The 25,225-nt window shown below is 74.6% G+C and carries 21 protein-coding genes, 2 tRNA genes and 2 pseudogenes; 11 read left to right on the top strand and 14 right to left on the bottom strand.

What is annotated here, in order from left to right; genetic code table 11:
- Positions 1 to 25 precede the first annotated feature (25 nt).
- The 3 genes from OU787_RS10385 to OU787_RS10395 form a co-directional block, all read right to left on the bottom strand.
- Positions 26 to 397 carry a hypothetical protein gene (locus OU787_RS10385; protein WP_268659177.1) on the bottom strand — a complete coding sequence of 124 codons (372 nt, stop codon included), beginning with the start codon at positions 395 to 397 and terminating at the stop codon, positions 26 to 28.
- On the bottom strand, positions 394 to 975 hold the full coding sequence (locus tag OU787_RS10390) for a DUF6232 family protein (RefSeq protein ID WP_030459803.1): 582 nt from the start codon (positions 973 to 975) through the stop codon (positions 394 to 396). Before OU787_RS10390 ends, OU787_RS10385 begins: the two co-directional genes overlap by 4 nt.
- A gap of 308 nt (positions 976 to 1,283) precedes the next feature.
- The gene (locus OU787_RS10395) at positions 1,284 to 1,691 is read right to left on the bottom strand and encodes a hypothetical protein (RefSeq protein ID WP_232794935.1); all 408 of its coding nucleotides are present in this window, start codon (positions 1,689 to 1,691) and stop codon (positions 1,284 to 1,286) included.
- 336 nt (positions 1,692 to 2,027) lie between these two features.
- Between OU787_RS10395 and OU787_RS10400 the strand changes: the two genes are divergently transcribed.
- Positions 2,028 to 3,407, top strand: coding sequence for a hypothetical protein (locus OU787_RS10400; protein WP_030459805.1), 1,380 nt, complete (start codon positions 2,028 to 2,030; stop codon positions 3,405 to 3,407).
- Positions 3,408 to 3,474: 67 nt separating this feature from the next.
- Here OU787_RS10400 and OU787_RS10405 read toward each other — a convergent pair whose 3' ends face one another.
- Positions 3,475 to 4,125, bottom strand: a complete 651-nt coding sequence (locus OU787_RS10405; protein ID WP_030459806.1) for a histidine phosphatase family protein — start codon at positions 4,123 to 4,125, stop codon at positions 3,475 to 3,477.
- 223 nt (positions 4,126 to 4,348) lie between these two features.
- Here OU787_RS10405 and OU787_RS10410 point away from each other — a divergent pair, with 223 nt between their 5' ends.
- The 7 genes and pseudogenes from OU787_RS10410 (at position 4,349) to OU787_RS10440 (ending at position 10,478) form a co-directional block, all read left to right on the top strand.
- The gene (locus OU787_RS10410; RefSeq protein ID WP_030459807.1) at positions 4,349 to 5,566 is read left to right on the top strand and encodes a hypothetical protein; all 1,218 of its coding nucleotides are present in this window, start codon (positions 4,349 to 4,351) and stop codon (positions 5,564 to 5,566) included.
- A complete protein-coding gene (locus OU787_RS10415) occupies positions 5,563 to 7,161 on the top strand; it encodes a hypothetical protein (RefSeq protein WP_268659178.1) in 1,599 nt (532 codons plus the stop codon). The genes OU787_RS10410 and OU787_RS10415 overlap by 4 nt, the downstream gene beginning before the upstream one ends.
- 7 nt (positions 7,162 to 7,168) lie before the next feature.
- A pseudogene (locus OU787_RS10420) lies at positions 7,169 to 8,562 on the top strand (AAA family ATPase).
- A gap of 335 nt (positions 8,563 to 8,897) precedes the next feature.
- On the top strand, positions 8,898 to 9,296 hold the full coding sequence (locus OU787_RS10425; RefSeq protein ID WP_232794936.1) for a hypothetical protein: 399 nt from the start codon (positions 8,898 to 8,900) through the stop codon (positions 9,294 to 9,296).
- Positions 9,297 to 9,442: 146 nt separating this feature from the next.
- On the top strand, positions 9,443 to 9,985 hold the full coding sequence (locus OU787_RS10430) for a bifunctional DNA primase/polymerase (protein WP_030459811.1): 543 nt from the start codon (positions 9,443 to 9,445) through the stop codon (positions 9,983 to 9,985).
- A 75-nt stretch (positions 9,986 to 10,060) separates the two neighbouring features.
- A tRNA-Lys gene (locus OU787_RS10435) sits at positions 10,061 to 10,134 on the top strand.
- A gap of 101 nt (positions 10,135 to 10,235) precedes the next feature.
- A complete protein-coding gene (locus OU787_RS10440; protein WP_030459812.1) occupies positions 10,236 to 10,478 on the top strand; it encodes a hypothetical protein in 243 nt (80 codons plus the stop codon).
- A 21-nt stretch (positions 10,479 to 10,499) separates the two neighbouring features.
- Here OU787_RS10440 and OU787_RS10445 read toward each other — a convergent pair whose 3' ends face one another.
- The 3 genes from OU787_RS10445 to OU787_RS10455 are packed head-to-tail and all read right to left on the bottom strand — an operon-like array spanning position 10,500 to position 13,338.
- Positions 10,500 to 11,138, bottom strand: a complete 639-nt coding sequence (locus OU787_RS10445) for a LutC/YkgG family protein (RefSeq protein WP_268659179.1) — start codon at positions 11,136 to 11,138, stop codon at positions 10,500 to 10,502.
- Complete coding sequence (locus OU787_RS10450; protein ID WP_030459814.1) at positions 11,135 to 12,553, bottom strand: LutB/LldF family L-lactate oxidation iron-sulfur protein; 1,419 nt, start codon at positions 12,551 to 12,553, stop codon at positions 11,135 to 11,137. Before OU787_RS10450 ends, OU787_RS10445 begins: the two co-directional genes overlap by 4 nt.
- The gene (locus tag OU787_RS10455) at positions 12,550 to 13,338 is read right to left on the bottom strand and encodes a (Fe-S)-binding protein (RefSeq protein ID WP_268659180.1); all 789 of its coding nucleotides are present in this window, start codon (positions 13,336 to 13,338) and stop codon (positions 12,550 to 12,552) included. The genes OU787_RS10450 and OU787_RS10455 overlap by 4 nt, the downstream gene beginning before the upstream one ends.
- A gap of 57 nt (positions 13,339 to 13,395) precedes the next feature.
- On the opposite strand from OU787_RS10455, the gene OU787_RS10460 reads away from it, so the two are divergent.
- A complete protein-coding gene (locus OU787_RS10460) occupies positions 13,396 to 14,013 on the top strand; it encodes a GntR family transcriptional regulator (RefSeq protein WP_268659181.1) in 618 nt (205 codons plus the stop codon).
- Between the two features lie 192 nt (positions 14,014 to 14,205).
- Here the strand turns inward: OU787_RS10460 and pgi are convergent, their stop codons facing one another.
- Both pgi and OU787_RS10470 read right to left on the bottom strand, forming a co-directional pair.
- Complete coding sequence (gene pgi / locus OU787_RS10465; RefSeq protein ID WP_030459817.1) at positions 14,206 to 15,867, bottom strand: glucose-6-phosphate isomerase; 1,662 nt, start codon at positions 15,865 to 15,867, stop codon at positions 14,206 to 14,208.
- 175 nt (positions 15,868 to 16,042) lie between these two features.
- A complete protein-coding gene (locus tag OU787_RS10470; protein ID WP_030459818.1) occupies positions 16,043 to 17,623 on the bottom strand; it encodes a Na+/H+ antiporter in 1,581 nt (526 codons plus the stop codon).
- A 113-nt stretch (positions 17,624 to 17,736) separates the two neighbouring features.
- Between OU787_RS10470 and OU787_RS10475 the strand changes: the two genes are divergently transcribed.
- Positions 17,737 to 17,810, top strand: a tRNA-Lys gene (locus tag OU787_RS10475).
- Between the two features lie 68 nt (positions 17,811 to 17,878).
- Here the strand turns inward: OU787_RS10475 and OU787_RS10480 are convergent.
- Entirely contained in the window at positions 17,879 to 18,265 is a 387-nt protein-coding gene (locus OU787_RS10480) for a VOC family protein (RefSeq protein WP_051816873.1), read from the bottom strand.
- Positions 18,266 to 18,391: 126 nt separating this feature from the next.
- Positions 18,392 to 20,080 carry a chitinase gene (locus OU787_RS10485; protein ID WP_030459820.1) on the bottom strand — a complete coding sequence of 563 codons (1,689 nt, stop codon included), beginning with the start codon at positions 20,078 to 20,080 and terminating at the stop codon, positions 18,392 to 18,394.
- 286 nt (positions 20,081 to 20,366) lie between these two features.
- On the opposite strand from OU787_RS10485, the pseudogene OU787_RS10490 reads away from it, so the two are divergent.
- Positions 20,367 to 23,557: pseudogene (locus OU787_RS10490) on the top strand (S41 family peptidase).
- A 55-nt stretch (positions 23,558 to 23,612) separates the two neighbouring features.
- Here the strand turns inward: OU787_RS10490 and OU787_RS10495 are convergent.
- The 3 genes from OU787_RS10495 to OU787_RS10505 form a co-directional block, all read right to left on the bottom strand.
- The gene (locus tag OU787_RS10495; RefSeq protein ID WP_442788450.1) at positions 23,613 to 24,623 is read right to left on the bottom strand and encodes an LAETG motif-containing sortase-dependent surface protein; all 1,011 of its coding nucleotides are present in this window, start codon (positions 24,621 to 24,623) and stop codon (positions 23,613 to 23,615) included.
- 94 nt (positions 24,624 to 24,717) lie between these two features.
- The gene (locus tag OU787_RS10500) at positions 24,718 to 24,930 is read right to left on the bottom strand and encodes a hypothetical protein (RefSeq protein WP_030459823.1); all 213 of its coding nucleotides are present in this window, start codon (positions 24,928 to 24,930) and stop codon (positions 24,718 to 24,720) included.
- A gap of 86 nt (positions 24,931 to 25,016) precedes the next feature.
- Entirely contained in the window at positions 25,017 to 25,205 is a 189-nt protein-coding gene (locus tag OU787_RS10505; RefSeq protein WP_030459824.1) for a hypothetical protein, read from the bottom strand.
- Between the last annotated feature and the right edge of the window lie 20 nt (positions 25,206 to 25,225).

Here is a 25,225-nt window from a genome sequence, read left to right on the forward strand (position 1 = left end):
ACGCCCCGCCCGCCACCGGCGGCCCTCAGCGTCCCGAGACCATCCCCATGACCCGCTCGACCAGCGCGATCACCCCGGGCCCGACCGCCCCCGCCGTCTCGGCGACCCGCCGGGCGGTCTCCAGCGCCCGCCCCAGTCGGGCGCCGCGCTGGGCCTCGGTCTCCTGCGGCGCGGCTGCCGGGTCGAGTTCGAGGAGCGTCTGGTCCAGCCGCTGGGCCTGGTCCGCCGGGAGGTGTCCGCGCAGGCCGGCCAGGGCGGCCCGGAGCTGGGCGAGTTGCTGGGAGATCTGCTCCGGAGTGGGCGGGAGGGCGCTCCCGCCGAAGCTGATCGACCCGATGTTGCCGGTGCCGCTCACGTTGGTGACGTTGCCCAGGTAGAAGTTCTGCTCGCCGCTCACCCGCTGATCCTTCCGATGTTTCCGGTGCCGTGGACGTTGACGGTGTCGCCGAAGTAGTAGTGGGCCGGGTTGACCGCCAGGGTGTCGACGTGCAGGAGCAGGCCGGCCTCGGGGCGGTCGATGGCGGCGGCGAGGTACCGGGTGATGGCCCGGCGGCCCGCCTCGTCGGGGGCGGTGATCAGGGCGACCGAGGAGCCGTTGGTCTCGACGGCGACCACGTGCCGGGCCTTCTGCAGGACGACCCTGAGCAGGTCGACCACGTAGAAGACCAGCAGGACGACGCCGACGGTCACCACGAACTGGGAGAACGAGGTCCGGTTCTGGTCGCGTTCGTCGCTGTAGGAGGAGGACGCGCTGATGGACATCAGCCCGACCGAGAGCACGACGACCAGTACGGCCAGGGTGCCGGCGAACCGGCGGCCGAACCGGCCGAACGCCTCGGCGCTCCGGGGGTAGAGGACCACCTGGTAGACCCGGGCGATGTTGCGCAGCGGGTAGGCGGCCCCGGCGATCCACAGGGTCCGCCCGTCGATCCTGACTTCGACCTGCCCGGGCCGGAAGGCGGGCCGCGGTGGCACCGCCGGCCCCGGGGGTCCCGGTGGGCCCTGGGGTCCTGGTGGACCCGGAACGGAGACGTGCTCGGACACCTGTCGTCCCCCCAACTCCCGTGTGGTGCCGACTATATGACCGCACCAGGGGCGGGCACAGGCGTTCGACGGGAAACGTCCGGCCACGGAGCGGTCCGCACGCCCGGCGGCCGCGACGGTGGGTGACGGGAGCTGCCCGCTGCGGGGTCGGACGTTCCGCCCGCTGAGACGACGGTTGCATGCCAACTCACGCGTCAGGCAAGTTCTCTGATGAGCCGTCAGACATCGCCCGGACGCGCTCAGAGCGGGCCCAGGCCGCCCGCGGTGAGGGTGGTGGCGGCTTCGCAGAGGGCGGAGCGCAGCACCCAGGCGTCGGTGGGGCGCGGGTACGGCTGGGAGCCGGAGGGCGGGATGATCCAGCGCGGGTCGGTGGGCGGGAGCAGGTCAGCCCCGGGGGTGCAGGCGGAGCCGGTGAGGTGCCAGCGCAGGGCGGTGCCGGCCGGGACCAGGAAGGCGATGGCGGTGCCGGCGGCGGTCTGCTGGACGGCGCCGCAGGCGCGCCGCAGGCGGAGGATGTCGACCGCCTCCAGGCCGTGCCGGACCTGGACGGTGACGGTGTCGTACTGGACGACGCGGGCGGCCGAGCTGACGGGCGGCGGCGTGGCGGGGACGGCCTGCCGTCGGTACTGGGGAACTCCGGTGGCCATGGGGGACCTCCTGTCGCCTCGGGTCGCGCGGAAACCGGATGGTGCTCCGTCACCCGGTCGTGCGACGGGAGGCCGGTCCGGGAGGGGGCCCGTACCGCCGGTGTCCATGTATCAGGACAACGCGGGACCCGGCGTCCAGGCCACGGCCTCCGATACAGCAAGCCATGGCATTTCATGGCACAACGCGGCAACTGCGTCCGGATTGTCCGTAATTGACCCACCCGCTCCCGGCAACCCGCCGTGTTCGCACGGTGACTGCCGGTACTGTCGTGCCGACGCGGCGGCCCTCCCCCCAGGGGTCGGCGCGACCACCCCGGCACGACCTCGGAGTGCAGCATGGCAGCCACGCGAACCGGCGGGCCCCGTCCGGCGCCCGTCCCCAACCAGGCGATGCGCGAGCTGCGCGGCGCCCTCTCGCCGGGGGAGTTCGCCACCCTGGTCCGCCGGGCCGCCCGGGAGATCGGCGAGCACGTGTCCTGCGACGCGCGCTACGTCGGACGGGTCGAGTCCGGCGAGATCCGCTGCCCCAACTACGCGTACGAGCGGGTGTTCCGGCACCTGTGGCCGGAGAAGTCACTGGCGGAGCTCGGGTTCGCACCGCGCTCGGCGGCCCGCCGCCGGGCGCCGGCCGCCGAACCGCCCGTCCCGGCGCACCCGCCGGACGCCCCGCTCCGGTCTGACGAGGAGAACGACGACGTGCTTCGCCGTACGTTCCTGAACGGCGGTCCCACCGCCCTGGCGGCCGTGCTCGGCCTGGACCAGGCCCCGCCCGCCGCCGCCCCGCTGCCCGCGGCCCCGCCCCGGCCGGAGCGCCGCCGGGTCGGCGCGGCCGAGGTGCAGGGCGTGGAGCAGGCGGTCCGCGACATCCGGCTGCTGGACGACGCGCACGGCGCGGACGCCCTGTTCGAGCTGGCCGGGCAGTCGCTGCGCAGCGCCTACGTGCTGCTCAACGACGGCGAGTACAACGCCGCGACCGAGCGCCGACTGCAGTGCGGGGCGGGCGAACTCGCCATCTCGGTGGGCTGGTTGGCACACGACTCGAACCGGCTGACGGACGCCAGGTCGTTCTACTCGGAGGCGCTGGCCACCGCCCGGATGGCCCGCGACCCGCACCTGGAGGCGCACGTGTTCAGCAACAGCGCCTTCCTGGCCCGGGACGCCGGCCGCCCCCGCGAGGCGCTGCGGGCCGCCCAGGCCGGGCAGGCCGCGGCGGACGGGCTGGGCTCGGACCGGCTGCTGTCGCTGCTGGTGCTGCGCGAGGCGGGCGGCTGGGCGCTGCTCGGCGACCGGTCGGCCTGCGAGCGGGCGCTGGCCCGGGCGTACGAGCTGTTCGACCGGGGCGAGCGGCCGGACGACCCGGAGTGGATGTCGTTCTACGGCGAGGCGGAGCTGGCCGGGCAGGAGGCGCAGTGCTGGTCGGCGCTCGGCGAGTGGGACCGGGCCACCGCCCGGGCCGAGCGGGCGGTGGGGCTGCAGGAGCCGCACTTCGTCCGCAACCGGGTGCTGTACACCGCCGAGTTGGCGCACGACCGGCTGGGCCGGGGCGACCTGGCGGGCGCGGCCGAGCACGGTTCGGCGGCGGTGGCGCTGCTCGGCCAGGTCCGCTCGGCGCGGATCCGCGGCATGCTGGCGCACACCGCGGACCGGCTGCGCCCGCACGCCGCCGTGCCGGAGGTCCGGGACTTCCTGGACGGCTACGACGCGGCGGCGGCCTGAGCCTCCGTCGGCTGACCGCCCGTCCCCCGACCTCCCGCCGACCGGCCTCCCGTCGGCTGTCGGGTCGTCAGTGCCCGAGCCGCTCCAGGTGGCTGTGGTCGTTCCAGATCTCGATCGCGGGCAGCCCGTACTCCCAGGAGAGCACGCAGAGCGCGGCGGTGCCGAGCTTGAGGCGCTGGGCGTACTCGGGGGGCAGGCCGAGCCAGCGGGCGGTGAGGATCCGCAGCAGGTGGCCGTGGGCGAACAGGACGACGTCGCGGTCCGCGCAGTGCATGGTGGTGGTGTCGGGGTCGGGGGTGCCGTGCTCCTCGTTGAGTTCGGCGAGGAAGGCGTCGACCCGGTCGGACACCTGGGCCAGCGTCTCGCCGCCGGGCACGCCGTCGCGCCAGATCAGCCAGCCGGGCTGGTCGGTCTCCCGGATGTCGGTGCCGGTGCGGCCCTCGTACTGCCCGTAGTCCCACTCGAGGAGTTCGGGGCGGTCGGTGGCGCGGTCGCCGAAGCCGGCCAGTTCGGCGGTCTCCCGGGCCCGGGAGAGCGGGCTGGTGTACACGGTCGCCCCGGGCAGGCCGTTCCAGGGGGCGCGGGCCAGGCGCTCGCCGAGGGCGCGGGCCATCTGCCGGCCCTCGTCGGTGAGCGGGACGTCGGTGCGGCCGGTGTGCCGGCCGGTGGCCGACCAGGAGGTCTCGCCGTGGCGGACCAGCACGATGCGGGCGGGCATGCGGTGTACCTCGTTCGATGGGGGCGGTTCACTGGCCCCGGCGTCGGGGCCAACGTCCCATGATCCCGCACCGGCACCCCGCGGTCCCGCACCGGGTGCGCCGGCGTCCCGCGGCGACGTCCCACGCCGGCATCCCGCGGCAACCTGCCCGGTGCGCCCGGTGCGCCCGGTTCGAGTGCCGGGCTCCGCTTTGTCGGCTCAGGATGCGAGACTGGGCCGCACCATGAACGTCTCGCACCTGGGGCAGGCTTCCCCGCCGCTGCGGCGGCTCTCCGAGTTGCGCGGCCCGGCGCCGCAGCGCAGCCTCGACGCCCGTGCCCTCGCCGCGCTCGCCGCCAATCCGGGTTGCCGCCGCCGCGCCCTGCTGGACGCCGCGGGCGTCGACAAGACCGCGCTAGCCCAGCAGTTGGGCCGTCCGGCGCCGTTCGGCCAGTCGCCGTTCGCGATCCGCCGCGGCCTGCAGTTCGAGTCCCGCCTGAAGCGGGACGGCTACGCGGTGCTGCTGGAGCCGCTGCGCCGCCGGCTGGGCGTCCCGGCGGACGAGGTGTCCTCGCTCGCCGTACCGGACTTGCTGCCCTCGGCGGCCCCGGCGGTCCGCGCGGAGCGGACGCTGGCGGTGCTCGCCGAGGCGGCGGCCGATCCGGTGGCCTGGACGCTGCTGGACCACCCGATGCTGCGGCTGGACGTGGCGGGCAGCCCGGCCTACCTGGAGCCGGACGCGCTGGTGGTGCACGCCGGCCGGTGCACCGTGGTGGAGATCAAGTCCTTTCCGGTGCTGGACGGTTCGGCCGATCCGGCGAACGTCGGGGCGGCCGCCCGGCAGGCCGCGGTGTACGTGCTGGCGCTGCAGGAGGCGGCGGCCCGACTGGCCGGCCGGCCGCTGTCCGCGGATCCGTACGCGGCCCAGGAGCTGCCCGGCGCACCGGAGTTGACGGTGCTGCTGGTCTGCCCGAAGGACTTCTCCTCCCAGCCGGTCGCCGTCCCGGTCGACGTGCGGCGCGAACTGGCGGTCACCCGGCGGCAGTTGTCCCGGATGACGCGGATCGACCAGCTGCTCGCGGCGCTGCCCGACGGGGTGACGTTCGACCTCGCCCGGGACGAGACCGGCACTCCGACCCGGCCGGCCGGGGAGCTGGCCGAAGCGGTCGCCGCGGTGCCCGCCGCGTACGCCCCGGACTGCATCTCGGCCTGCGAGCTGGGCTTCCACTGCCGTTCGCAGGCGCGCTGCGCGGGCGACGTGGAGCAGTTGGGCCGCGGGGTGCGCGGCGAGCTGGGGTCGCTGCGCACCGTCGAGGAGGCGCTGGCGGCGGCGGAGTCGGGCGGAGCGGCGGGCCTGGAGCCGGAGCTGGCGGGCGAGTTGGGCCTGGACGAGGCGTCCGAGCGGCTGGCGTACGCGGCCCGGCTGCGGGCCGAGGCGCTGGCGGTCGGGGGCGTGCGGTGAGCCTGCTATCCACGCTGGCCCGGTTGGAGGCGGTGCGGGCGCAGCGGGCTCAGCCGGTGGCGACGGTGCGGCACCGGCACCTGTCGGAGCGTCCGATGGTGCTGGTGCCGTTGGCGGCCGCGGGCGAGTCGGGGGCGCCGCTGGCGGTGCTACTGGGCACCGACCGGGAGGCGCCCCGGCTGCACTTCGTGCCGCAGCCGCTGAACCGCACCCAGCGTTCGGAGTTCCTGGCGGCGACGGCCCGGGACGTGGTGCCGTACCTGGAGTCGTTCGGGGACGAGGTGGAGCTGCTGGAGGGCTCCGAGAAGGATCCGGTGAGCGGGGAGAAGGTGCCGGTGGTGCGGGAGCTGTGCGCGGACGCGCCGCAGCTGATCGTGCCGAACGCGGGGGGCGTGGCGCACCTGGCGCTGCTGGGCCGTTCGACCAGGTTCCGCCGCACGGCGGAGGACCCGGAGCCGGGCGAGTACCCGGCGCCGACCGAAGTCCCGTTGCTGGGGCGCTGGTTGACGCACCTGACGGACCGTGCGCAGGTGCCGGGTTCCTCGTTGCTGCTGTCGATGACCGGTCTGCTGGCCCGGCACTGGGCGACGGGGCAGAGCCACCTGGAGGACCAGCACCTGGCAGCCCGGCTGGCCTGGCACCGGTCGCCGGCCGGGTTCGAGCCGGCCGGTACGGGCGCGTCGGCGGCGGAGTGGGTGGAGTCGGCGCGGGACGGCGGGGGCCTGCTGCTGCACCCGCCGGCCGGTCCGGCCACCGATCCGAAGTTCGACGAGCGGGTGCTGGCCCCGGCGATCCTGCGGCACGACGCCGCGGTGGCGGTGCGCGAGCGGGCCGAGGCGGCCCGGGACGGCGTGGAGGTCCGCCGGGCGGCGGGCCTGGTCGAGCAGGCGCACGCCGAGCTGGCCCGGCTGCTGCTCGCGGTGGCGCTGCCGACCTGGCGCGACGTCTGGCACGGCGTGGACCTGCTGCGGGAGCTGCCCGCGGCCGGGCACCTGGCGGACCGCTGGGAGGGCGACCGGTGGTCGTTCACCATGCACCGGGACCGGGTGGCGGCGGGCGAGCCGCCGCAGCCGCGGCTGGACGACGCGGTGACGGCGGCCCGGAAGCTGGCCCAGCGGGAGCGGGAGCAGGCGAAGCTGGAGATCCAGGAGGCGTTGGACGACCCGCTGGCGATGGCGGAGCGCCGGCTGTCCGGCGAGGCGTTCGCCGGCGAGGTGGTGGACGTGGTCCCGGAGTGGTCCGCGGGCCGTTCGCCCAAGCCGCGCCCGCTGCTGGTGGTGCGCACCGAGGACCGTCCGCACGCCGATCCGGGCCGGGAGGTGTACCGGGCGCACGCGGAGCCGGCCCAGCGGGCCGAGATCGTCTCGTCCGGGCCGGGCGAGGTGGTGGTGCGGCTGCTGTCCGGCATGGGGCGGCGCAAGGACCCGGAGCCGGGCAGCGTCCCGGAGCCGGGGGCGGCCGTGGTGTTCACCCTGTTCGAGCTGGCGCCCCGGCAGTCCGCCCCGCTGCCGGACCCGGCGGACACGCCGTGGACGCACGGCGGCCCTCCGGTGGCCGTCGAGGATGCACCGGCCGGTGCGGACGAGTGGGAATGATCAGCGAATGAACCTTTCCGGAGATCCGGTGGCGGACCGTCAGGACGGCTCCCCTGCCGGCGAGTTGGCCCCGGGCGAGGCCGCCGACCGGGCCGTCGCGGGGATCCTCGACGCGGTGGTGCGCCCGGCGCCGGGCGCACCGCGCGGGGTGGTGGTCGACTCCCCGCCGGGTGCGGGCAAGTCGACGCTGGTGGTGCGGGCGGCCCGCGAACTGGTCGGCGCGGGCGAGCGGCTGATGATCGTGGCCCAGACCAACAGCCAGGTCGACGACCTGGTCGACCGGTTGGCGTCGAAGGCCCCGGAGATCGGCATCGGCCGGCTGCACGCGAGCGACTCCAGGCCCGCGCCGGAGGCCCTGCGGCACCCCAACGTCACGGCGAAGGACAAGGTCGCCGACCTGCTGGAGCAGGACGTGGTGATCTCCACCGCGGCGAAGTGGCAGTGGGTGAAGGCCGAGCAGCCCTGGCGGCAGGCGATCGTCGACGAGGCGTACCAGATGCGTTCGGACGCGCTGCTGGCGGTGGCCCGGCTGTTCGAGCGGGCGCTGTTCGTCGGCGACCCGGGCCAGCTGGACCCGTTCACCGTGGTGGGCACCGACCAGTGGGCGGGCCTGTCCTACGACCCGTCCTCCTCGGCGGTGGTGACGCTGCTCGCGCACAACCCGGCGATCCGCCCGCACCGCCTGCCGGTGTCCTGGCGGCTGCCCGCGTCGGCGGCGCCGCTGGTCTCGGCCGCGTTCTACCCGTACACCCCGTTCCGGTCCGGCACCGGCCCGGACGACCGGACGCTGGTGCCGGGTGTGCGCGGCGACGGTTCGGCGGTGGACGCGGCGATCGACGAGGCGGCGGCCGGCGGCTGGGCGCTGCTGGAGCTGCCCGCCCGGCACACCGTCCGCACCGACGCGCAGGCGGTGGCCGCGGTCGCGGCCACCGTGCGCCGGCTGCTGGAGCGCGGGCTGACCGCCCGCTCCGAGCAGGGGCCGCCCTGCTCGGAGCGGGCCGGGTCGCGGTCGGCACCGCGCACCGGGACCAGGCCGCCGCGGTGCGCGCCGAGCTGGCCCGGCTGGGCGTGCCGGTCGACCCGGCGGCGGGCGAGGCCGTCACGGTGGACACCGCGAACCGGTTGCAGGGCCGCGAGTACGACGTCACGGTCGTGCTGCACCCGCTCTCCGGCCGCCCCGACGCGACCGCCTTCCACCTGGAGACCGGCCGGCTGTGCGTGCTGGCCTCCCGGCACCGGCACGCCTGCATCGTGGTGGCCCGCGCGGGCATCCCCGAGCTGCTCGACAACCATCCGGCCACCGAGCCGGTCCAGCTCGGCGTGGCCGTCAAGTTCCCCGACGGCTGGGAGGCCAACCACGCGGTGCTGGCCCACCTCTCGGAACACCGCGTCCGGTTGTGAGCAGACGGGGGAGTGAAACCAGGGGCTCGGGGAACGGCGAGTCCGTGCTGCTGGTGGTCGGAGCCCATCGGAGGTTCGTGCTGCTGCGTGCAGTGACAAGAACCGGAAGCCGATGCGCGCTCCGGCAGTGAACCTCTCGCAGACCCGGGCTCGCCGTTCCCCGAGCCCCTGGCGGCGCTCTCCCTTCGCCCGCCCGAAGCCGGAGGCGTGCGGCGCGGGCCTCGCGCCCCCGGCGGGGAATAGCGCTCGTGGGCGCACCGTTCCGGTTCTGGCGGTCCGCGCGCGACAATGGACGGCGGCCGTCTTTCCCCTGTCACCCCCGGAGGTGCTCCGTCATGCCCGACTCGCATCCGCAGGCGTCCGACCAGGGCGGTTCGCCGACTCCGGCGGTCGTTCCGTCGGTGCCGGGCCCGGCCCGGCGGATCCGGCCGGTTGAGTTGATCTTCGAGCCGGCGGGGGCGGAGCCGGAGCCGGAGCGGTTCTTCGACCTGGAGTCGATCGACGACCCGTCCGAACTGCTGTCGCGTTCCACCGAGTTGGCCCTGGCGTTCCGGGCCGCGGCGGAGCGGGCGACGGACTTCCAGGCGCTGGCCGCCGCCCAGCTCGCGGATCCGCGCCGGTTCGACGCGCTCTCCGCGGAGCAGATCGCCGAGCGGGCGGACTGGACGCCTGACTACGCGCGGAAGATGGTCGAGTACGGCCGCTCGCTGCAGCGCCGCGGCCCCGAGGAGTAGGCCCGAGCGGGCTCGGGCGAGCCCCGGAGCGGCCCCGCCAGGCCACTGGCATATGCGGCGGGCGATGGTACGCCCCCTCCCCCGCCGCTGTCCGGCGAACGCCGTTTTCGGCGCGCCCCGCCGGGCCGCCGGTCCACCCTTTCCGGGTGGACATCTGGACCTATCAATCCGTGGAGTACGTCAGCGTCGCCGGGGAGGCGTGGCTCGCCTCCGCCAGCGAGTACCCGAGCAGCATGCGCGCGCTGTGGGAGGCCCGCCCGTGGGCGCCCGCGGTCCTCCCGTGCGGCCGGGTCTTCGACGTGATCAGCCTGCCGGCGGTGTTCGGCCGCCGGGTGCTGGACGAGCTGTGGACCTCGGGCCCGGGCTGCGGCCCGGTGGCGACCTACCGGGGCCGGACGCTGCTGTTCGTGCAGCCGGGGACGGCGGCCCGGCTGCGGACGCTGCTGGCCTGGGAGGAGTGGGCCCGGGACGTGCCGCCGCTGCTGTGCCACGGCCCGGGGGACGCGGTCACGGTGCCGCCGGTGCAGCGGGCGGTCGACCAGCCGGAGTCCTCGTCCAGCCGGTGGGTCGTCGCGCCGGACACCACCGAGCCGTGGCTGCCGGGGGCGTCGGTGGTGCTGTGGGCGTGCGTCCGGGCGGCCCGCGGCCGCACCCGGGAGGCGGGCGACCCGGTGCCGAACGCGCGCTGAACGGGGGGTGCCGCTCCGGTGGGAATGGATTTGGGCCCGGGCGCCGGGCGCTGCTAGAGTCTTCCACGTCAGCAGGCGCCGCTAGCTCAGTTGGTTAGAGCAGCTGACTCTTAATCAGCGGGTCCGGGGTTCGAGTCCCTGGCGGCGCACAGACAGCGAAAGGCCCCCCTTCACCGGGGGGCCTTTCGCGTTGCGCCGTCCGGGCCGCGCTCCCCGGGACGGTGTGTAAAGGGCTGCTAATGTCCGGGTCATGGCGTCCGACGATCTTCACTCCGACTGGGCCGCCTGGCTCGACGCGGAGCTCGCCGAGGCCGAGGCGGCCGCCCTGCGCGGGCACCGGCAGGAGCGGCGCAGGCGGCGCCTGTGCCGCGCGCTGGCCTGGACGGGCGCGGTGACGCTGGCGGCCGGCCTGGGCTTCGGCCTGGTGTACACGGCCCAGCACGGCCCGCCCCCGCGCCCGGCGGTCTCCGCCTCCCCCACCCCGGCCGGTTAGCCGGCCCGGGTCCTCGGCCGGTCAGCCGCTCGGGGCCTCCAGCAGCACGACCACCAGCCGGCGCGGCCCGTGCACGCCCTTGACCCGGATCATCTCGATGTCGGCGGTGGCGGACGGCCCGCTGACGAAGGTGAGCGGCCGGGCCGGGTCGAGGACGGCGAGCGCGCCGGACAGCGCGGAGTGCACCTGCTCGGCCCGCACCACGCACACGTGCAGGTCGGGCAGCAGAGTGGCGGCGCGGCGCCCCTGGGCGGGTCCGCCGTCGAGGACCAGGGTGCCGGAGTCGGCGACGGCGGCCGCACAGCCCGTCAGGACGGCGTCGGTGGCGTCGAGTTCGGCCGTGCCGAGCGGCGGCCGGTCGGCGCGCACCTCGCCGTCCCAGTCGGCGGTCCAGTCGGCAGGCAGTCCGTCCGGGACGACCAGGCTGCGGGCGCCCTCGTCGTGCAGGGCCCGGGCGACGGCGGGGCCGGGGTCGGTGGCGCGCAGCACCCGGGCGCCGTACTCGGCCAGCCGTTCGGCGAACAGTGCGAGCGTGCCGGGCCGGTCGTCCGGGTCGGTGCCGGGGGCGTGCCGCAGGTAGTGGCGGGGCGGTTCGGGGGCGGGCGGGACGGCGGCGGCGCGGATCCGGCGGAGGATCTCCTCGCGGGCGGCGGCGGTCATGCGCGTTCTCCTTCGTTCCGCTTCCACCAGGTGCGGAAGGACTCCCCGGGGACGTCGGGCAGGGCCCGGTTGTCGGTCCAGCCCGGGACGGGGGTGCGCGCGGGCAGCAGCGGTCCGAGCAGCCCGGCGCCCTTCACGGCGGCCTTCCACAGCAGCGGGCGCTGCATCGCGGCGCCGACGGTGTTCAGCGCGGCCCGCTCGACCGGGTGCTTGCCGCCGTCGGCGACCTGGGCGCGCAGGTCGAGCAGCACGTCGGTGAACCGGATCCGGACCGGGCAGACCTCGTTGCAGGCGCCGCACAGCGTGGAGGCGTACGGGAGCGAGGCGGTCTGCGGGTCGTCGAGGCCGCGCAGCAGCGGGTTGAGGATCGCGCCGATCGGCCCGGGGTAGACCGAACCGTAGGCGTGGCCGCCGGTGCGCTCGTAGACGGGGCAGGTGTTCATGCAGGCGCCGCAGCGGATGCAGCGCAGGGCCTGCCGGCCGACCGGGTCGGCGAGGGCGCGGGTGCGACCGTTGTCGACCAGGACGAGGTGGAAGTCGCGCGGGCCGTCGCCGTCGACCGTGCCGGTCCAGGTGCTGGTGTAGGGGGCCATCCGCTCCCCGGTGGCGTTGCGGGCCAGCAGTTGCAGGAAGACTTCGAGGTCCTGCCAGGTGGGGACGGTCTTCTCGATGCCGACGACGGAGATCAGGGTGTCGGCGAGGGTGAGGCACATCCGGCCGTTGCCCTCGGACTCGACGACGACCAGGGTGCCGGTCTCGGCGACCACGAAGTTGGCGCCGGAGACGGCGACCTTGGCGCCGAGGAACTTCTCCCGCAGGTGCAGCCGGGCGGCTTCGGCGAGTTCGGCGGGGTCGTCGGTGAGCCCTTCGGGGGCGGGGCGGCCGTGCCGGCCCATCTCGCGGGCGAAGATGTCGCGGATCTCGCTGCGGTTGCGGTGCAGGGCGGGGACGACCACGTGCGAGGGCAGGTCGTCGCCGAGCTGGACGATGGTGGCGGCGAGGTCGGTCTCGCGGGCGTTGATCCCGGCGGCTTCGAGGGCGGCGTCGAGGCCGATCTCCTCGGTGAGCATCGACTTGACCTTGACGATCTCGCGTTCGCCGGTGGCCCTGACCAGGTCGGTGACGATCCGGTTGGCCTCGGCGGCGTCCCGGGCCCAGTGGACGGTGCCGCCGGCCGCGGTGACCTTCTCCTCGACCTGCAGCAGGTAGCCCTCCAGGCCGGCCAGCACCCGGTCCTTGATCGCGGCGGCGCTGTCGCGCAGCTGCTCCCAGTCGGGGCGTTCGGCGGCCAGCACGGCCCGCTTGCCGCGGATGGTGTGGGTGGCGCGGCGGACGTTCTCGCGCAGCTGCCGGTTGCCGACCTCGCGGGCGGCGGCCTCGGGGAACGCGGGCCAGCCCAGGAAGGACCTGCTCATCGGGCGGCCTCCACCACGGGGAGGCCGGGCAGCGGCCCGTCCTGGGCGGTGCGGGCCAGGATCTCCACCAGGTGCAGGGTGCGCACCGGGTGGCCGTCCTTCGTCAGCCGGCCGCCGATGTTCATCAGGCAGGAGTTGTCGACGGCGGCCAGCACGGACGCGCCGGTCTCCAGGACGTGCCGGGCCTTGTCGCCGTTCATGGCGCCGGAGACGGCCGGGTTCTTGACCGAGAAGGTGCCGCCGAAGCCGCAGCACTCCTCGGCGGCGGGCAGCTCGACGTAGTCGATCCCGCCGACGGCGCGCAGCAGCCGGTGCGGCCGGTCGCCGAGCCGGGTGGCGCGCAGGCTGTGGCAGGTCGGGTGGTAGGTGACCCGGTGCGGGAAGTGCGCGCCGACGTCCTCGACGCCCAGCCGGTCGGTCAGGTACTCGGTCAACTCGAAGGTGCGGGGCGCGAGTTCGGCAACTGCCCGGGCCAGTCCGGGGTCGCCGACGGCGGCCTGCGGGTAGGCCTCGGCGGGCATGCCGGCGCAGGAGGCGGAGGGGACGACGATCTCCTCGTAGCCGCCGAAGGTGTCGACGAAGTGCCGGGCGAGCCTGGCGGTCTCCCTGCGGTAGCCGGTGTTGAAGTGCATCTGGCCGCAGCAGCTCTGGCCGGGCGGGAAGTCGACCTCGACGCCGAGGCGGCGCAGCAGGGTGACGGCGGCGCGGCCGGTGCCGGGGAAGAGGGTGTCGTTCAGGCAGGTCACGAACAGGGCGGTGCGGGAGCGCGGGGTGTCCGGGGGCATGCCCGCATCATAGATGCAAGCTTAGATGCAAGCCAGGACCCGTGACAGAATGACGGCGTGAGCGACGCTTCCCTCCCCACCGCCGACCGGGCCTACCGGCACGTCCGCACCCGCCTGCTGGACGGCAGTTGGCCCGGCGGCACGCTGCTCTCCGAGGGCGTCGTCGCCACCGAGCTGGGCCTGTCCCGCACGCCCGTCCGGGAGGCGTTCCTGCGCCTGCAGTCGGAGGGCTTCCTGCACCTGTACCCCAAGCGCGGCGCCCAGGTCGTCCCGATCGCCCCGGGCGAGGCCCGCGACGTGCTGGCCGCCCGGGTCCTGTTCGAGCACGCCGCCGTCGACACCCTGGCCGCCCGCGGCCCGGCCGCGCTGACGGCCGCCGCCGCGGACCTGCTGGCCGCCTGCGAACACCGCGACCCGCACCCCGTCGAGGCCGGCCGGCACTTCCACCTCACCCTGCTGCGGGCGGCCGGCAACCCCGTCCTGACCTCGCTCTACCAGACCCTCTGGGACCGCCAGATACGCGTCTCGGCCGCCGCCACCGCGACCGCCGACCACGCCGAGCGGGACCACGCCGAACACCTGGCGCTGGCCCGCGCCCTCGCCGTCCCCGACCCGGCCCGCGCCCGCGAACTGGTCACCGCGCACGCCGACTCCCTGCTGGCGCGGATGACGTGAGAACAGGGGCTCGGGGAACGGCGAGCCCGAGTCTGCTGACGGTGCACTGCCGTTGCGCGCATCGGCTTCCGGTTCCGTTCACTGCACGCAGCAGCACGAACCTCCGATGGGCTCCGACCGTCAGCAGCACGGACTCGCCGTTCCCCGAGCCCCTGAACGCGGGCCCGCCGTTCTCACCGAGCCCCTAGAAAATCACCGGCCGCGCAGCTCCCGGTAGCGGCCCACCAGGTTGGCGGTGGAGGCGTCCAGCGCCCCGGCGCCCTCGCCGGTGAGCAGCACCGGCTCGACCTTCTTGGCCAGCACCTTGCCGAGCTCGACGCCCCACTGGTCGAAGGAGTCGATGTTCCAGACCGCGCCCTGGACGAACACCTTGTGCTCGTAGAGCGCGATCAGCTGGCCCAGCACGTGCGGGGTCAGCTCGTCGGCCAGGATGGTCGTGGTGGGGTGGTTGCCGCGGAAGGTCTTGTGCGGGACGAGCTCGGCGGGCACGCCCTCGGCCGCGACCTCCTCGGCGGTCTTGCCGAAGGCCAGCGCCTGGGTCTGGGCGAAGAAGTTGGCCATCAGCAGGTCGTGCTGGGCGACCAGGCCGGGCTGCAGGTCGGCGACCGGCTTCGCGAAGCCGAGGAAGTCGGCGGGGATGGTCTTGGTGCCCTGGTGCAGCAGCTGGTAGTACGCGTGCTGCCCGTTGGTGCCGGGGGTGCCCCAGACCACCGGGCCGGTCTGCCAGTCGACGGGGTTGCCCTGGCGGTCGACGGACTTGCCGTTGGACTCCATGTCGAGCTGCTGCAGGTACGCGGTGAACTTCGACAGGTAGTGCGAGTACGGGAGCACGGCGTGCGCCTGGGCGTCGAAGAACGCGCCGTACCAGACGCCGAGCAGGCCGAGCAGCAGCGGCACGTTCTGCTCGGCGGGGGCGGTGCGGAAGTGCTCGTCGACCAGGTGGAAGCCGGCCAGCATCTCCTGGAACCGCTCGGCGCCGATGGCGATCATCAGCGAGAGGCCGATCGCCGAGTCGTAGGAGTAGCGGCCGCCCACCCAGTCCCAGAACTCGAACATGTTGGCGGTGTCGATGCCGAAGTCGGCGACGCCCTGCGCGTTGGTGGACAGCGCCACGAAGTGCTTGGCGACGGCCTCCTCGCCGGCGCCGAGCTGCTCCAGCAGCCAACTGCGGGCGGCGACCGCGTTGGTGATGGTCTCGATGGTGGTGAAGGTCTTGGAGGCGACGATGAACAGCGTCTCGGCGGCGTCCAGGTCGCGGACGGCCTCGTGCAGGTCGGCGCCGTCCACGTTGGAGACGAAACGGACCGTCAGGTCGCGGTCGGTGTAGGAGCGCAGCACCTCGTAGGCCATCGCGGGGCCGAGGTCGGAGCCGCCGATGCCGATGTTGACGACGTTGCGGATCCGCCGGCCGGTGTGGCCGGTCCAGGCGCCGGAGCGCACCCGTCCGGAGAAGTCGGCCATCTTGTCGAGGACGGCGTGCACGGCGGGCACCACGTTCTCGCCGTCGACCTCGATCACGGCGCCGCGCGGGGCGCGCAGCGCGGTGTGCAGGACGGCGCGGTCCTCGGTGGTGTTGATCTTCTCGCCGCGGAACATCGCGTCGCGCAGCTCGGCGACGCCGGTCGCGGCGGCGAGTTCGCGCAGCAGGTCGAGGGTGCGGTCGGTGACCAGGTGCTTCGAGTAGTCGACGAAGAGGTCGCCGACCTGAAGGGTGTAGCGCGTGCCGCGGTCGGGGTCGGCGGCGAACAGCTCGCGCAGGTGCTGGTCGCCCAGTTCCGCCCGGTGCTTCCCCAGCGCGGCCCACTGCGGGGTGCGGTCCAACGGGGTCCGGCCGTTGGCAGGGGTGTCCGACATCGGTTGCTCCTAGCGTCGTACGGGTTGCGTCTACCGGCTGGTTCCGGCGGGAGGGTCGCGCTGGTCCGGGCGGGTACGCGTGCGTGTGCCGGCTCCGTCGACGGCCTTGCCCGCCCCCAACCCTATGCCCTGCGGGCGCGCCCGCAGAGACGCACCGCGAGAGGTCGACGGGACGTCACTTCCGGGCCGACTGGAGGTCGAGCGCGCGCAGCACGCGGTCCGCCACCTCGGGGTCGGCGCCGGCCTCGCCGCGGGCCACCAGCACCTCCCGGCGGGAGGCGGCGATCATCTCCTGCTCGACGGCGAAGGCCTGCCGCCACTGCTTGCCGCGGCGCTTGGCCTCCAGCGCCTCCTCCTCCTCGTACTTCTCCGGGCAGAGCCGGGCGAGGCGGTCGTGCTGGCGCTCGCGCAGCCGCTCGGTGATCTCCGGCGGGAGCTGGTCCTCCTCCTCCAGTTCGGCGAGCCGGTGCAGCCCGGCCTTGGCGGCGCGCCACCACAGCTCCCGGACGGCCCGCTCGTGCTCGTCGTGGGCGTCGTCCAGGCCGAGCAGCTTGACCACGTAGGGCAGCGTCAGGCCCTGGACCACCAGGGTGAACAGCACCACGCTGAACGCGATGAAGACGATCTCGCTGCGGGCCGGGAACGCCAGCCCGTCGTGCAGCGCGAGCGGGATGCCGAGCGCCAGCGCGACGGTGGCCACCCCGCGCATGCCGGACCACCACAGCACGACGGTCTCCCGCCAGCTGATCGGGGTGTCCTCCTCGCCGTGGGTGACCCGCCGGGAGATCCAGGCGGCGGGCAGCAGCCACAGCAGGCGCAGCAGCACGACCACGCCGATCACGATCGCGGTGTCGCCGATCATGGTGTGCCAGGTGTCCTTGACGTCCTGCAGGACGGTGGACAGCTCCAGGCCGATCAGGCCGAACGCGACGCCGGTGATCAGGGTCTCGACGATCTCCCAGAACGCGTTGCCGACCAGCCGGTAGGAGACCTCGTCGGCGTCGGAGGCCCGGTCGGCGAGGTAGAGCGCGCAGACCACCACGGCCAGCACGCCGGAGCCGTGCGCCTCCTCGGCCAGCGTGTAGGCGGCGAACGGGACGAGCAGGTTGAGCGCGACCTGCTGGGTCGGGTCGTCCAGGAACCCGGCGATCTTCGCGTTCAGCCAGCCGAGCCCGATGCCGACGGCGACCGCGACGACGGCGGAGAGCAGGAAGCGCTCGACCGCCCGGCCCACCGACAGGTCGCCGTCGACCACGGCCTCGACGGCCAGCGAGTAGATGACGATCGCGGTGACGTCGTTGAACAGGCCCTCGCTCTCCAGCACCGCGGTCAGCCGGCGCGGCAGCCCGACCTCGCCGGCCACCGCGACGGCGGCGACCGGGTCCGGCGGGGAGACCAGCGCGCCCAGCGCGACCGCGGCGGCCAGCGGCGCGGCGGGCACCAGCCAGCTGAACACCCCGGCCACCGCGGTGGTGGTGACCACCACCAGGGCGACGGCCAGCAGCAGGATCGAGCGGATGTTGGCCTTGAAGTACCGCACCGAGGAGCGCCGGGCCACCGCGAAGATCAGCGGCGGCAGCACCAACGGCAGGATGAACTCCGGATTGACCTGCACGTTGGGGATCTGCGGGACGACCGCGAAGACCAGGCCCACCATGGTCATCAGCACCGGCTGCGGGATCCTGCTCCGGCGGGCCAGCGGCATCGTGACCACCGAGGCGAGCAGCACCAGGAAGAGCAGGGTCAGCTGGCCCACGGTGGTTCCTCTCGGCAGGTGCGGGGTGCGCCGGCTTCAGCATACGTCCGGGTCCGGGCCGGGCCGATTGTGTGTTTCAGGCGCTGACCAGGTAATGTTCTCTCCGTCAGCAGGCGCCGCTAGCTCAGTTGGTTAGAGCAGCTGACTCTTAATCAGCGGGTCCGGGGTTCGAGTCCCTGGCGGCGCACCGACAGCACGAAGGCCTCCCTCCGGGGAGGCCTTCTGCGTTCGCCGGTCCGCTGTTCGCCGGCCCGCTCACGCCTGGTGCAGTTCGTTGACGCACAGCACGTTGCCGTCGGGGTCCTTGAACCAGGCGGCCCGCATGCCGTCGGCCTCGGCGACCCCGTCGAGGGTCTTCAGCCCGGGCTGGTCGTACTCCTCGAACACCACGCCGCGGCCGCGCAGTTCGGCCATCTCGGTGTCCAGGTCGGCGACCTTCCAGCTGGCCAGGGTGTGGCCGGCCTGCCCGCCGTACGGGGTCTCGTACATCCCGAACTCGGTGCTGCCGCAACGGAAGACCACCTCTTCGGCGCCTTCCCGGGCGAGCGTGAGCCCGAGCGTGTCGTGGTAGTAGCGCTTGGCCCGTTCGAGGTCGGTCACGGGGATCACCGCGAACAGGGGCGCGTCTGCCAGCATCGCCATCACCTCCTTCCTCCCCAGGCTAGGCGCGCCCTCCGCCCCGGTCGACCAGCGGCGGTCCGGCCGGAGGACGGCCGGAGCCGGCCGCCCCTCGGAGGGCGGCCGGCTCCGTCAGTGCCGTGCCGGGTCTCAGCCGAAGTAGCTGTGGAAGTTCTTCGAGAACTCGTTGCCGTTGTAGCTGTCCCAGTTGATCGACCAGGTCATCAGGCCGCGCAGGTTCGGCTGCTTGCCGGCCCGCGGGGTGTAGGAGCCGCAGCTGGTGCCCTTGGTGAGGCAGTCCAGCGCCTGGTTGACCACGGCCGGGGCGACGTAGCCGTTGCCGGCGTAGGTGTTGGCGGGCATGCCGATGGCGACCTGCGAGGGCTTGAGCGCCGGGAACACGTTGTTGGTGTTGCCGGCCACCGGGAAGCCGCTGAGCAGCATGTCGGTCATGGCGATGTGGAAGTCCGCGCCGCCCATGTTGTGGTACTGGTTGTCGAGGCCCATGATCGAGCCCGAGTTGTAGTCCTGGACGTGCAGCAGCGTCAGGTCGTCGCGCAGGGCGTAGATGACCGGCAGGAAGGCGCCGGCCCGCGGGTCCTGGCCGCCCCAGGGGCCCGAACCGTAGTACTGGTAGCCGAGCTGGACGAAGAAGGTCTCCGGCGCCATGGTGAGCTGGAACTTCGCGCCGTACTTGGCCTTGAGGGTCTTGACCGCGGAGATCAGGTTGGTGATCACCGGGGTGGTGGGGTTCTTGAAGTCGTTGTCGCCGGTGTTGAGCGACAGCGAGTGGCCCTCGAAGTCGATGTCGAGGCCGTCCAGGCCCCACTTGTCGATGATCGCGGAGACCGAGTTGACGAAGTTGTCGCGGGCGGCGGTGGTGGTGAGCTGCACCTCGCCGTTCTGGCCGCCGATCGACAGCAGGACCTTCTTGCCCTTGGCCTGCTTGGCGGCGATGGCCGCCTTGAAGTCGGCGTCGGACTCGACGCCGGGGCACTCGGTGACCGGGCAGCGGTTGAAGTGGATGGTGCCGCCGGTGATGGAGTCCGGCTCGCCGAAGGCCAGGTCGATGATGTCCCAGCTGTCGGGGACGTCGGACATCTTCATGTACCCGGCGCCGTTGGCGAAGCTGGCGTGCAGGTAGCCGACCAGGGCGTGGCCGCCCGCGGGCGGCGGGCTGGTGGGCGGCACCGAGGTGGACGGGCTGCTCGACGGGCTGGCCGAGGTCGACGGCGAGGCGCTGGTCGACGGGCTGCTGCTGGCCGAGGCCGAGGCGGACGGGCTGGGGCTGGCCGGCGTGGAGGGGCTCGCGCTGGCGGAGGGCGAGGCGGGCGCGCCGGGGCCGTCCAGCGAGACGTCGTCCGCGTAGTAGGTGCCCTGCCCGTACCAGCCGTGGGTGAACACGGTGGCGGAGGTCTGGGTCGCGGAGGTGGTGAAGCTGACCGAGAGCTTCTGGTAGCCGCCGCCGGTGCTCGGCGTCCAGGTCGAGGCGCCGCCGTCCACGCCGAGGTAGACGTAGGCGCCGTTGACGTACGCGCTGAGCGTGTACGTGGTGCTGGGGGCGACCGCGACGGTCTGGGCGCACTGCGCGGTGTCGGACGCGGAGGCCGCGCCCGCGAGCGCGTAGGTGCCGCCGTGGGCGTGGCCGGTGACCACCGAGCCGGTCGAGCCGCTACAGGTCCAGGGGCTCAGTGCATTGGTCTCGAAACCGCCGTTGACCAGGAATTCTCCGGCCGAGGCCGACCCGGCCAGGCCGAAGCTGAGCGCGACGGCGCCGGTGGCCGCCACCGCCCAGGCCGTTCCGGCGGCGAGCAGCCGCTTCCTGCGGGGAGTGTGCATGTGGGGATGCTCCTGCCTCTGTGTGGGGGACGCCCTCCTCCGTCCGCCGGGCTGTGGGGTTCCCGACCGGGGCGTGCCGCCGCACCGGCACCCACCCAGGGAGTTGGACTAGACCACTGAAGCGGCTGCGGCCGTCCCCTGTCAATGGACCGGCGGACCCGGTTCACTGACCCCGCGTCAGCCGCCCCGGCGGCCCTCCGGCGGCCCGCCCGGACCGACCGCGTTTGCGGGCCCCGGCCGCCGATCGAACCATGGAGGGGTGTCCGGATACCTGCGGTACCCCCATGTGCGCGGTGGGCTGCTCGCCTTCACCGCGGAGGACGACGTCTGGGTCGCGCCGCTGGCGGCGGACGGGACGGTGGGCCGGGCCTGGCGGGTGAGCGCGGACCGGACCAGGGTCAGCCACCCCCGGCTGTCGCCGGACGGCGCGGTGCTGGCCTGGACGAGCTGGTCGGCGCTGGTGCCGGAGGTGTTCACCGCGCCGGTGGACGGCGGGGCGGCGGTGCGGCTGACGTACTGGGGCAGCCAGGACACCCGGGTGCGCGGCTGGCTGCCGAACGGCGAGGTGCTGGCGGTGACCTCGTACCACGAGCCGTTCGCGCACTACGCCTGGGCGTGGGAGCTGTCGCCGGACGGCGCGCCGGGGCGGCGGATGCCGTGGGGGCCGGTCGCGGACGCCCAGGTCGGCGAGGGGCACACGGTGCTGCTGACCGACGCGGCGCCGCACGAGCCCGCGTTCTGGAAGCGCTACCGGGGCGGCGCGACCGGCCGGCTCTGGGTCGACCACGACCTGCTGCTGCCCGGCCTGCCCGGGCACCTGGCCTCGCCGATGCCGGTGGCCGCCGCCGACGGCACCCGGATCGCGTTCCTCTCCGACCACGAGGGCGTCGGCAACCTGTACTCGGTCCGCCCGGACGGCACCGGCCTGCGCCGGCACACCGACCACGCCTCGTACTACGCCCGGGAGGCCGCCACCGACGGCGTCCGGGTGGTCTACCAGCACGCCGGGGACGTCTGGCTGCTGGACTCGCTGGACGCCCCCGCCCCGCGCCGGCTGGAGGTGCCGCTGGGCGGGGCGCGGGCCGGGCGGCGGCCGTACCAGGTCAGCGCCGCCAACAACGTCAAGGACCTGGCCTGCGACGCCACCGGCCGGGCCGGGGTGATCAACGTCCGCGGCTCGCTGTACTGGCTGACCCACCGCGACGGCCCGGCCCGGGTGCTGGCCGACACCCCGGGCGTGCGCTGCCGGCTGCCGCTGGTGCTCGGCTACGGCAACCAGGCGGCCTGGGTGACCGACGCGGACGGCGAGGACGCGATCGAGCTGGCGGCGCTGCCGGGCAAGGACGCCGCCGACGAGCACCCCCCGCACCGGCGGATCGCCGGCGGCCGGATCGGCCGGGTCCAGGAGCTGGCCGCCGCCCCCGACGGCGGGCGCCTCGCGGTGGCCTGCTCGGACGGGCGGCTGCTGCTGGTGGACACCGCGGACGGCGCGGTCGCCGAGGTCGCCGCGTCCCGGTTCGGGCCGGTCTCCAGCCCGTCGTTCTCCCCCGACTCGCAGTGGCTGGCCTGGTCGGAGCCGGTCGCGGGCCGCTCGCTGCGGGCGATCCGGCTGGCCCGCACCGACCGGCCCGAGCACAAGGTCGCCGTCACCGGCGGCCGGTTCGAGGACGAGCACCCGGTGTTCACCCGGGACGGCCGCTTCCTGGTGTTCCTGTCCTGGCGCGGCTTCGACCCGGTGCACGACGTGCACACCGGCGACCTGTCCTTCCCGCTCGGCTGCCGCCCCTACCTGGTCCCGCTGGCCGCCGGCACCCCGTCCCCGTTCGCCTCGCCCGCCGAGGGCCGCCCGCCGGTCGGCCTCGACCCGGAGGAGGCCACCGGCGACGGCACCGTGCGGGTCGACGAGGAGGGGCTGGGCAAGCGGCTCGTCCCGTTCCCGGTGATCGCCTCCAAGTACTCGGCGACGGCGGCGGTCCGCGGCGGCGTGGTGTGGCTGCGCTGGCCGATCTCCGGCGCGCTCGGCCAGACCTTCGCCAACCCCGAGGACACCTCCGGCCGCCCCGCCCTGGAGCACTTCGACCTGGCCCGGGGCCGCCGCACCACCCTGGTCGAGCAGTTGGACGGCTTCGCGGTCTCCGCGGACGGCTCGGCCGTCTCGGTGTTCTCGGCCGGCGCGCTCAAGCTGTACCCGCTGGCCGCGCCCACCGCCCCCGTCCCGGTCGACCTGCGCCGGATCACCCACACCGTGCACCCGGCCGCCGAGTGGCGGCAGTCCTACGCCGAGGCGGCCCGGATCGTCGCCGACCAGTTCTGGGACGCCGGGATGTGCGGCCTCGACTGGCCCGCGCTCACCGACCAGTACGCCCCGCTGCTGGAACGGATCGCCTCCCCCGACGACTTCGCCGACCTGCTGCGCGAACTCCTCGGCGAACTGGGCACCTCGCACGCCTACGTCACCCCGTCCCGGCGCGGCGAGGGCCCGGCCATCGCCCAGCAGCCGCTCGGCCTGCTCGGCGCCAACGCGCACCGCGACGTCGACGGCCGCTGGCTGGTCGACCGGATCCTGCCCGGCGAGTCCTCCGACCCCAAGGCCCGCGCCCCGCTGGCCGGTTACGGCCTGCACGACGGCGACGAACTGCTCGCGGTGGACGGCCGTCCGCCCGACCCGGTGCGCGGCCCGACCCCGCTGCTGGCCGGGACGGGCGGCAGCACCGTCGAACTGACCGTCCGCCACGACGGGCGGACCCGGCGGATCGCGGTCACCCCGCTCACCGACGAGCGGCCGATCCGCTACCAGGACTGGGTGGCCAGGCGGCGGCACCTGGTCCGGGAGTTCAGCGACGGCCTGTGCGGCTACCTGCACATCCCGGACCTCGGCGGCTCCGGCTGGGCCCAGTTCAACCGCGACCTGCGCTCCGAACTCGCCCGCCCCGCCCTGGTCCTGGACGTCCGCGGCAACGCCGGCGGCAACGTCTCCGAACTCGTCCTGGAGAAGCTCCACCGCCGGGTCCTGGCCTGGGACTTCACCCGCGGCCGGCAGCCCGTCCGCTGGCCCCGGGACGCCCCGCGCGGCCCGGTCGTCGCCCTCGCCGACCACGCCACCAGCTCCGACGGCGACGTCATCATCACCGCCATCAAGGCACTCGCCCTCGGCCCGGTGGTCGGCACCCGCACCTGGGGCGGCGTGGTCGGCATGACCGGGCGGCACGCGCTCGGCGACGGCACCCAGATCTCCGTGCCGAAGAACGCCAGCTGGTTCACCGGCGGCATCGGCTTCTCGGTCGAGAACCGGGGCGTCGACCCCGACATCGAGGTCGTCCGCACCCCCCACGACTGGGCCCGCGGCGAGCACACCGACCTCGCCGCCGCCGTCGACCTCGCCCTCACCCTGCTCAGCGCGACGCCCGCCGCCGCGCCCCCGCCCGCCGACACCCCCGCCCCGACCTGCGCCGCCCTCCGCTGCCGCCGCGGCCCTGAACGCCGTACGGCCGGCCCCTCGGAAGGGGCCGGCCGTACGGAGGGTGGCGGAAGGTCAGCGGGTGCGGCGGCGCAGGGTGTAGAGGACGGCGCCGCCCGCGGCGATCAGCAGGGCCGCGGCGGCGGCCAGCAGGCCGGTGTTGCTGCCGCCGCCGGTGGAGGCGAGTTCGGCGGAGGCGGCCGCGGGGGCCGGGGTGGCGGCGGTCGCGGTCGGGGTCGCCGAGGCGGCGGGCGCCTTCGTCGGGGTCGCGGTCGGCGTCGGAGTGGCCGGCTTGGTCGGGGTCGCGGTCGGCTCGGTGGGCTTCTTGGTGGGCATCGCGGTGGGCTCGGAGGCCGGGGCGACGCCGGGCAGCGTGATCAGGTTGCTCTCCAGGGAGCGGTCGCCGTCCGCCGCGCCGCGCGCCGACACCGAGAGCTCCTTGACCTTGCGCGCCACCTCGGTGGAGGTGGTGACCTTCAGCTCGACGGTGGCCGTCTGCCCGTCCGCCAGCGCCAGGTCCAGCGCACCCGAGGCGCCCCAGATCGACGGGTCGCAGCCCATCCGGGTGGGCAGTTCGGTCTCGGTGCCGCCGTGCACCCAGGTGACCTTGGTGTTGCCGGTGTTCATCACGCCGAGCTGGGTGAACAGCACCGGCACCACCGTCACGTGCCGGTAGCCGGCGCCGGTCCGGTTGCTCTCGGTGATCCGCAGCCGGTAGGTGGCCACGTCCCCCGCGACGGTCGGCGCGGCGTCGCCGCCGACCTGGAGCGACACCGTCCCGGTGTGCGCGGGCGCGCCCTCGACGGCGTTCTCGCCCGGCAGCTTGACCGCCCCGTCGGCGCACGGGACGACCGGTCGGTCGGTCGCCCACGCGGTGCCGCCGGCCACGGCGGTGGCGGCGAGGACCAGCGCCGCGGCGGCGGCGACCTTCGTCGCAGCGGCGGCGGACGACACGGACCGGCGGGTGTTCATGGGTTTCCCCCCAAGGGATACGGGTGCTGCGACTGGTGTGGGTTGCGCGCTCCGCGGGCCGGTTTCCCTCTCGGCCCGCTCCCCCGCGCAGAAGGAATACTTCCAGCCCGACATCCGTGTGACGTATGCCTACCGTCACCGCCGTGTCACAGCGCGCGGAGCGCCGGCGCCCGGTGACGGGGCCGGCGCTCCGGGGGTGTCGCGCGGGTCAGCTCCAGGGGTCGCCCTCGGCGGTCATGTTCTCGGCGGCCTCGCGGTCCTCGCGCTCCTGCCGGATCCGGCGTTCGGCGTCGTCGCGGGCCCGTTCGACCCGGTCCCCGAAGGCGTCGGCGGCCTCGTCGTGGGCGAGGGCGGCCCGTTCGGGCGAGTCGGCGGGGGGCTGGGCCGCCGCCTTGTGGCGGAACCTGTCGAAGATGCCCATGTCTCCTCCTCGGGTGGGCGGTCCCCCCTTGCCACGGTACGCCGGTGGGACGGACCCGGTCGGGCCCGTCCCACGCGGTCGGCAGGTCAGGAGGACTCGCCCTCCTGCTGCTGCTGGTCGTCCGCGGACTCCTGGCCGCCGGGCATCATGCCCTCGGCCTGCTCGCGGGCCTTCTGCTCGGTCTCCTCGGCCTTGGAACCGTGGTCGCCGAGCGCCGACTTGGCCTGGTCGGCGAGGTCCTTCGCCTTGTCCTTGAACTGGTCGCTCAGGCCCATGTCTCCTCCTCGGGGTTTCG

Origin of the sequence: Kitasatospora sp. YST-16, from assembly GCF_026802215.1 — a bacterium.
GTDB classification, from domain to species: Bacteria; Actinomycetota; Actinomycetes; order Streptomycetales; family Streptomycetaceae; genus Kitasatospora; species Kitasatospora cineracea.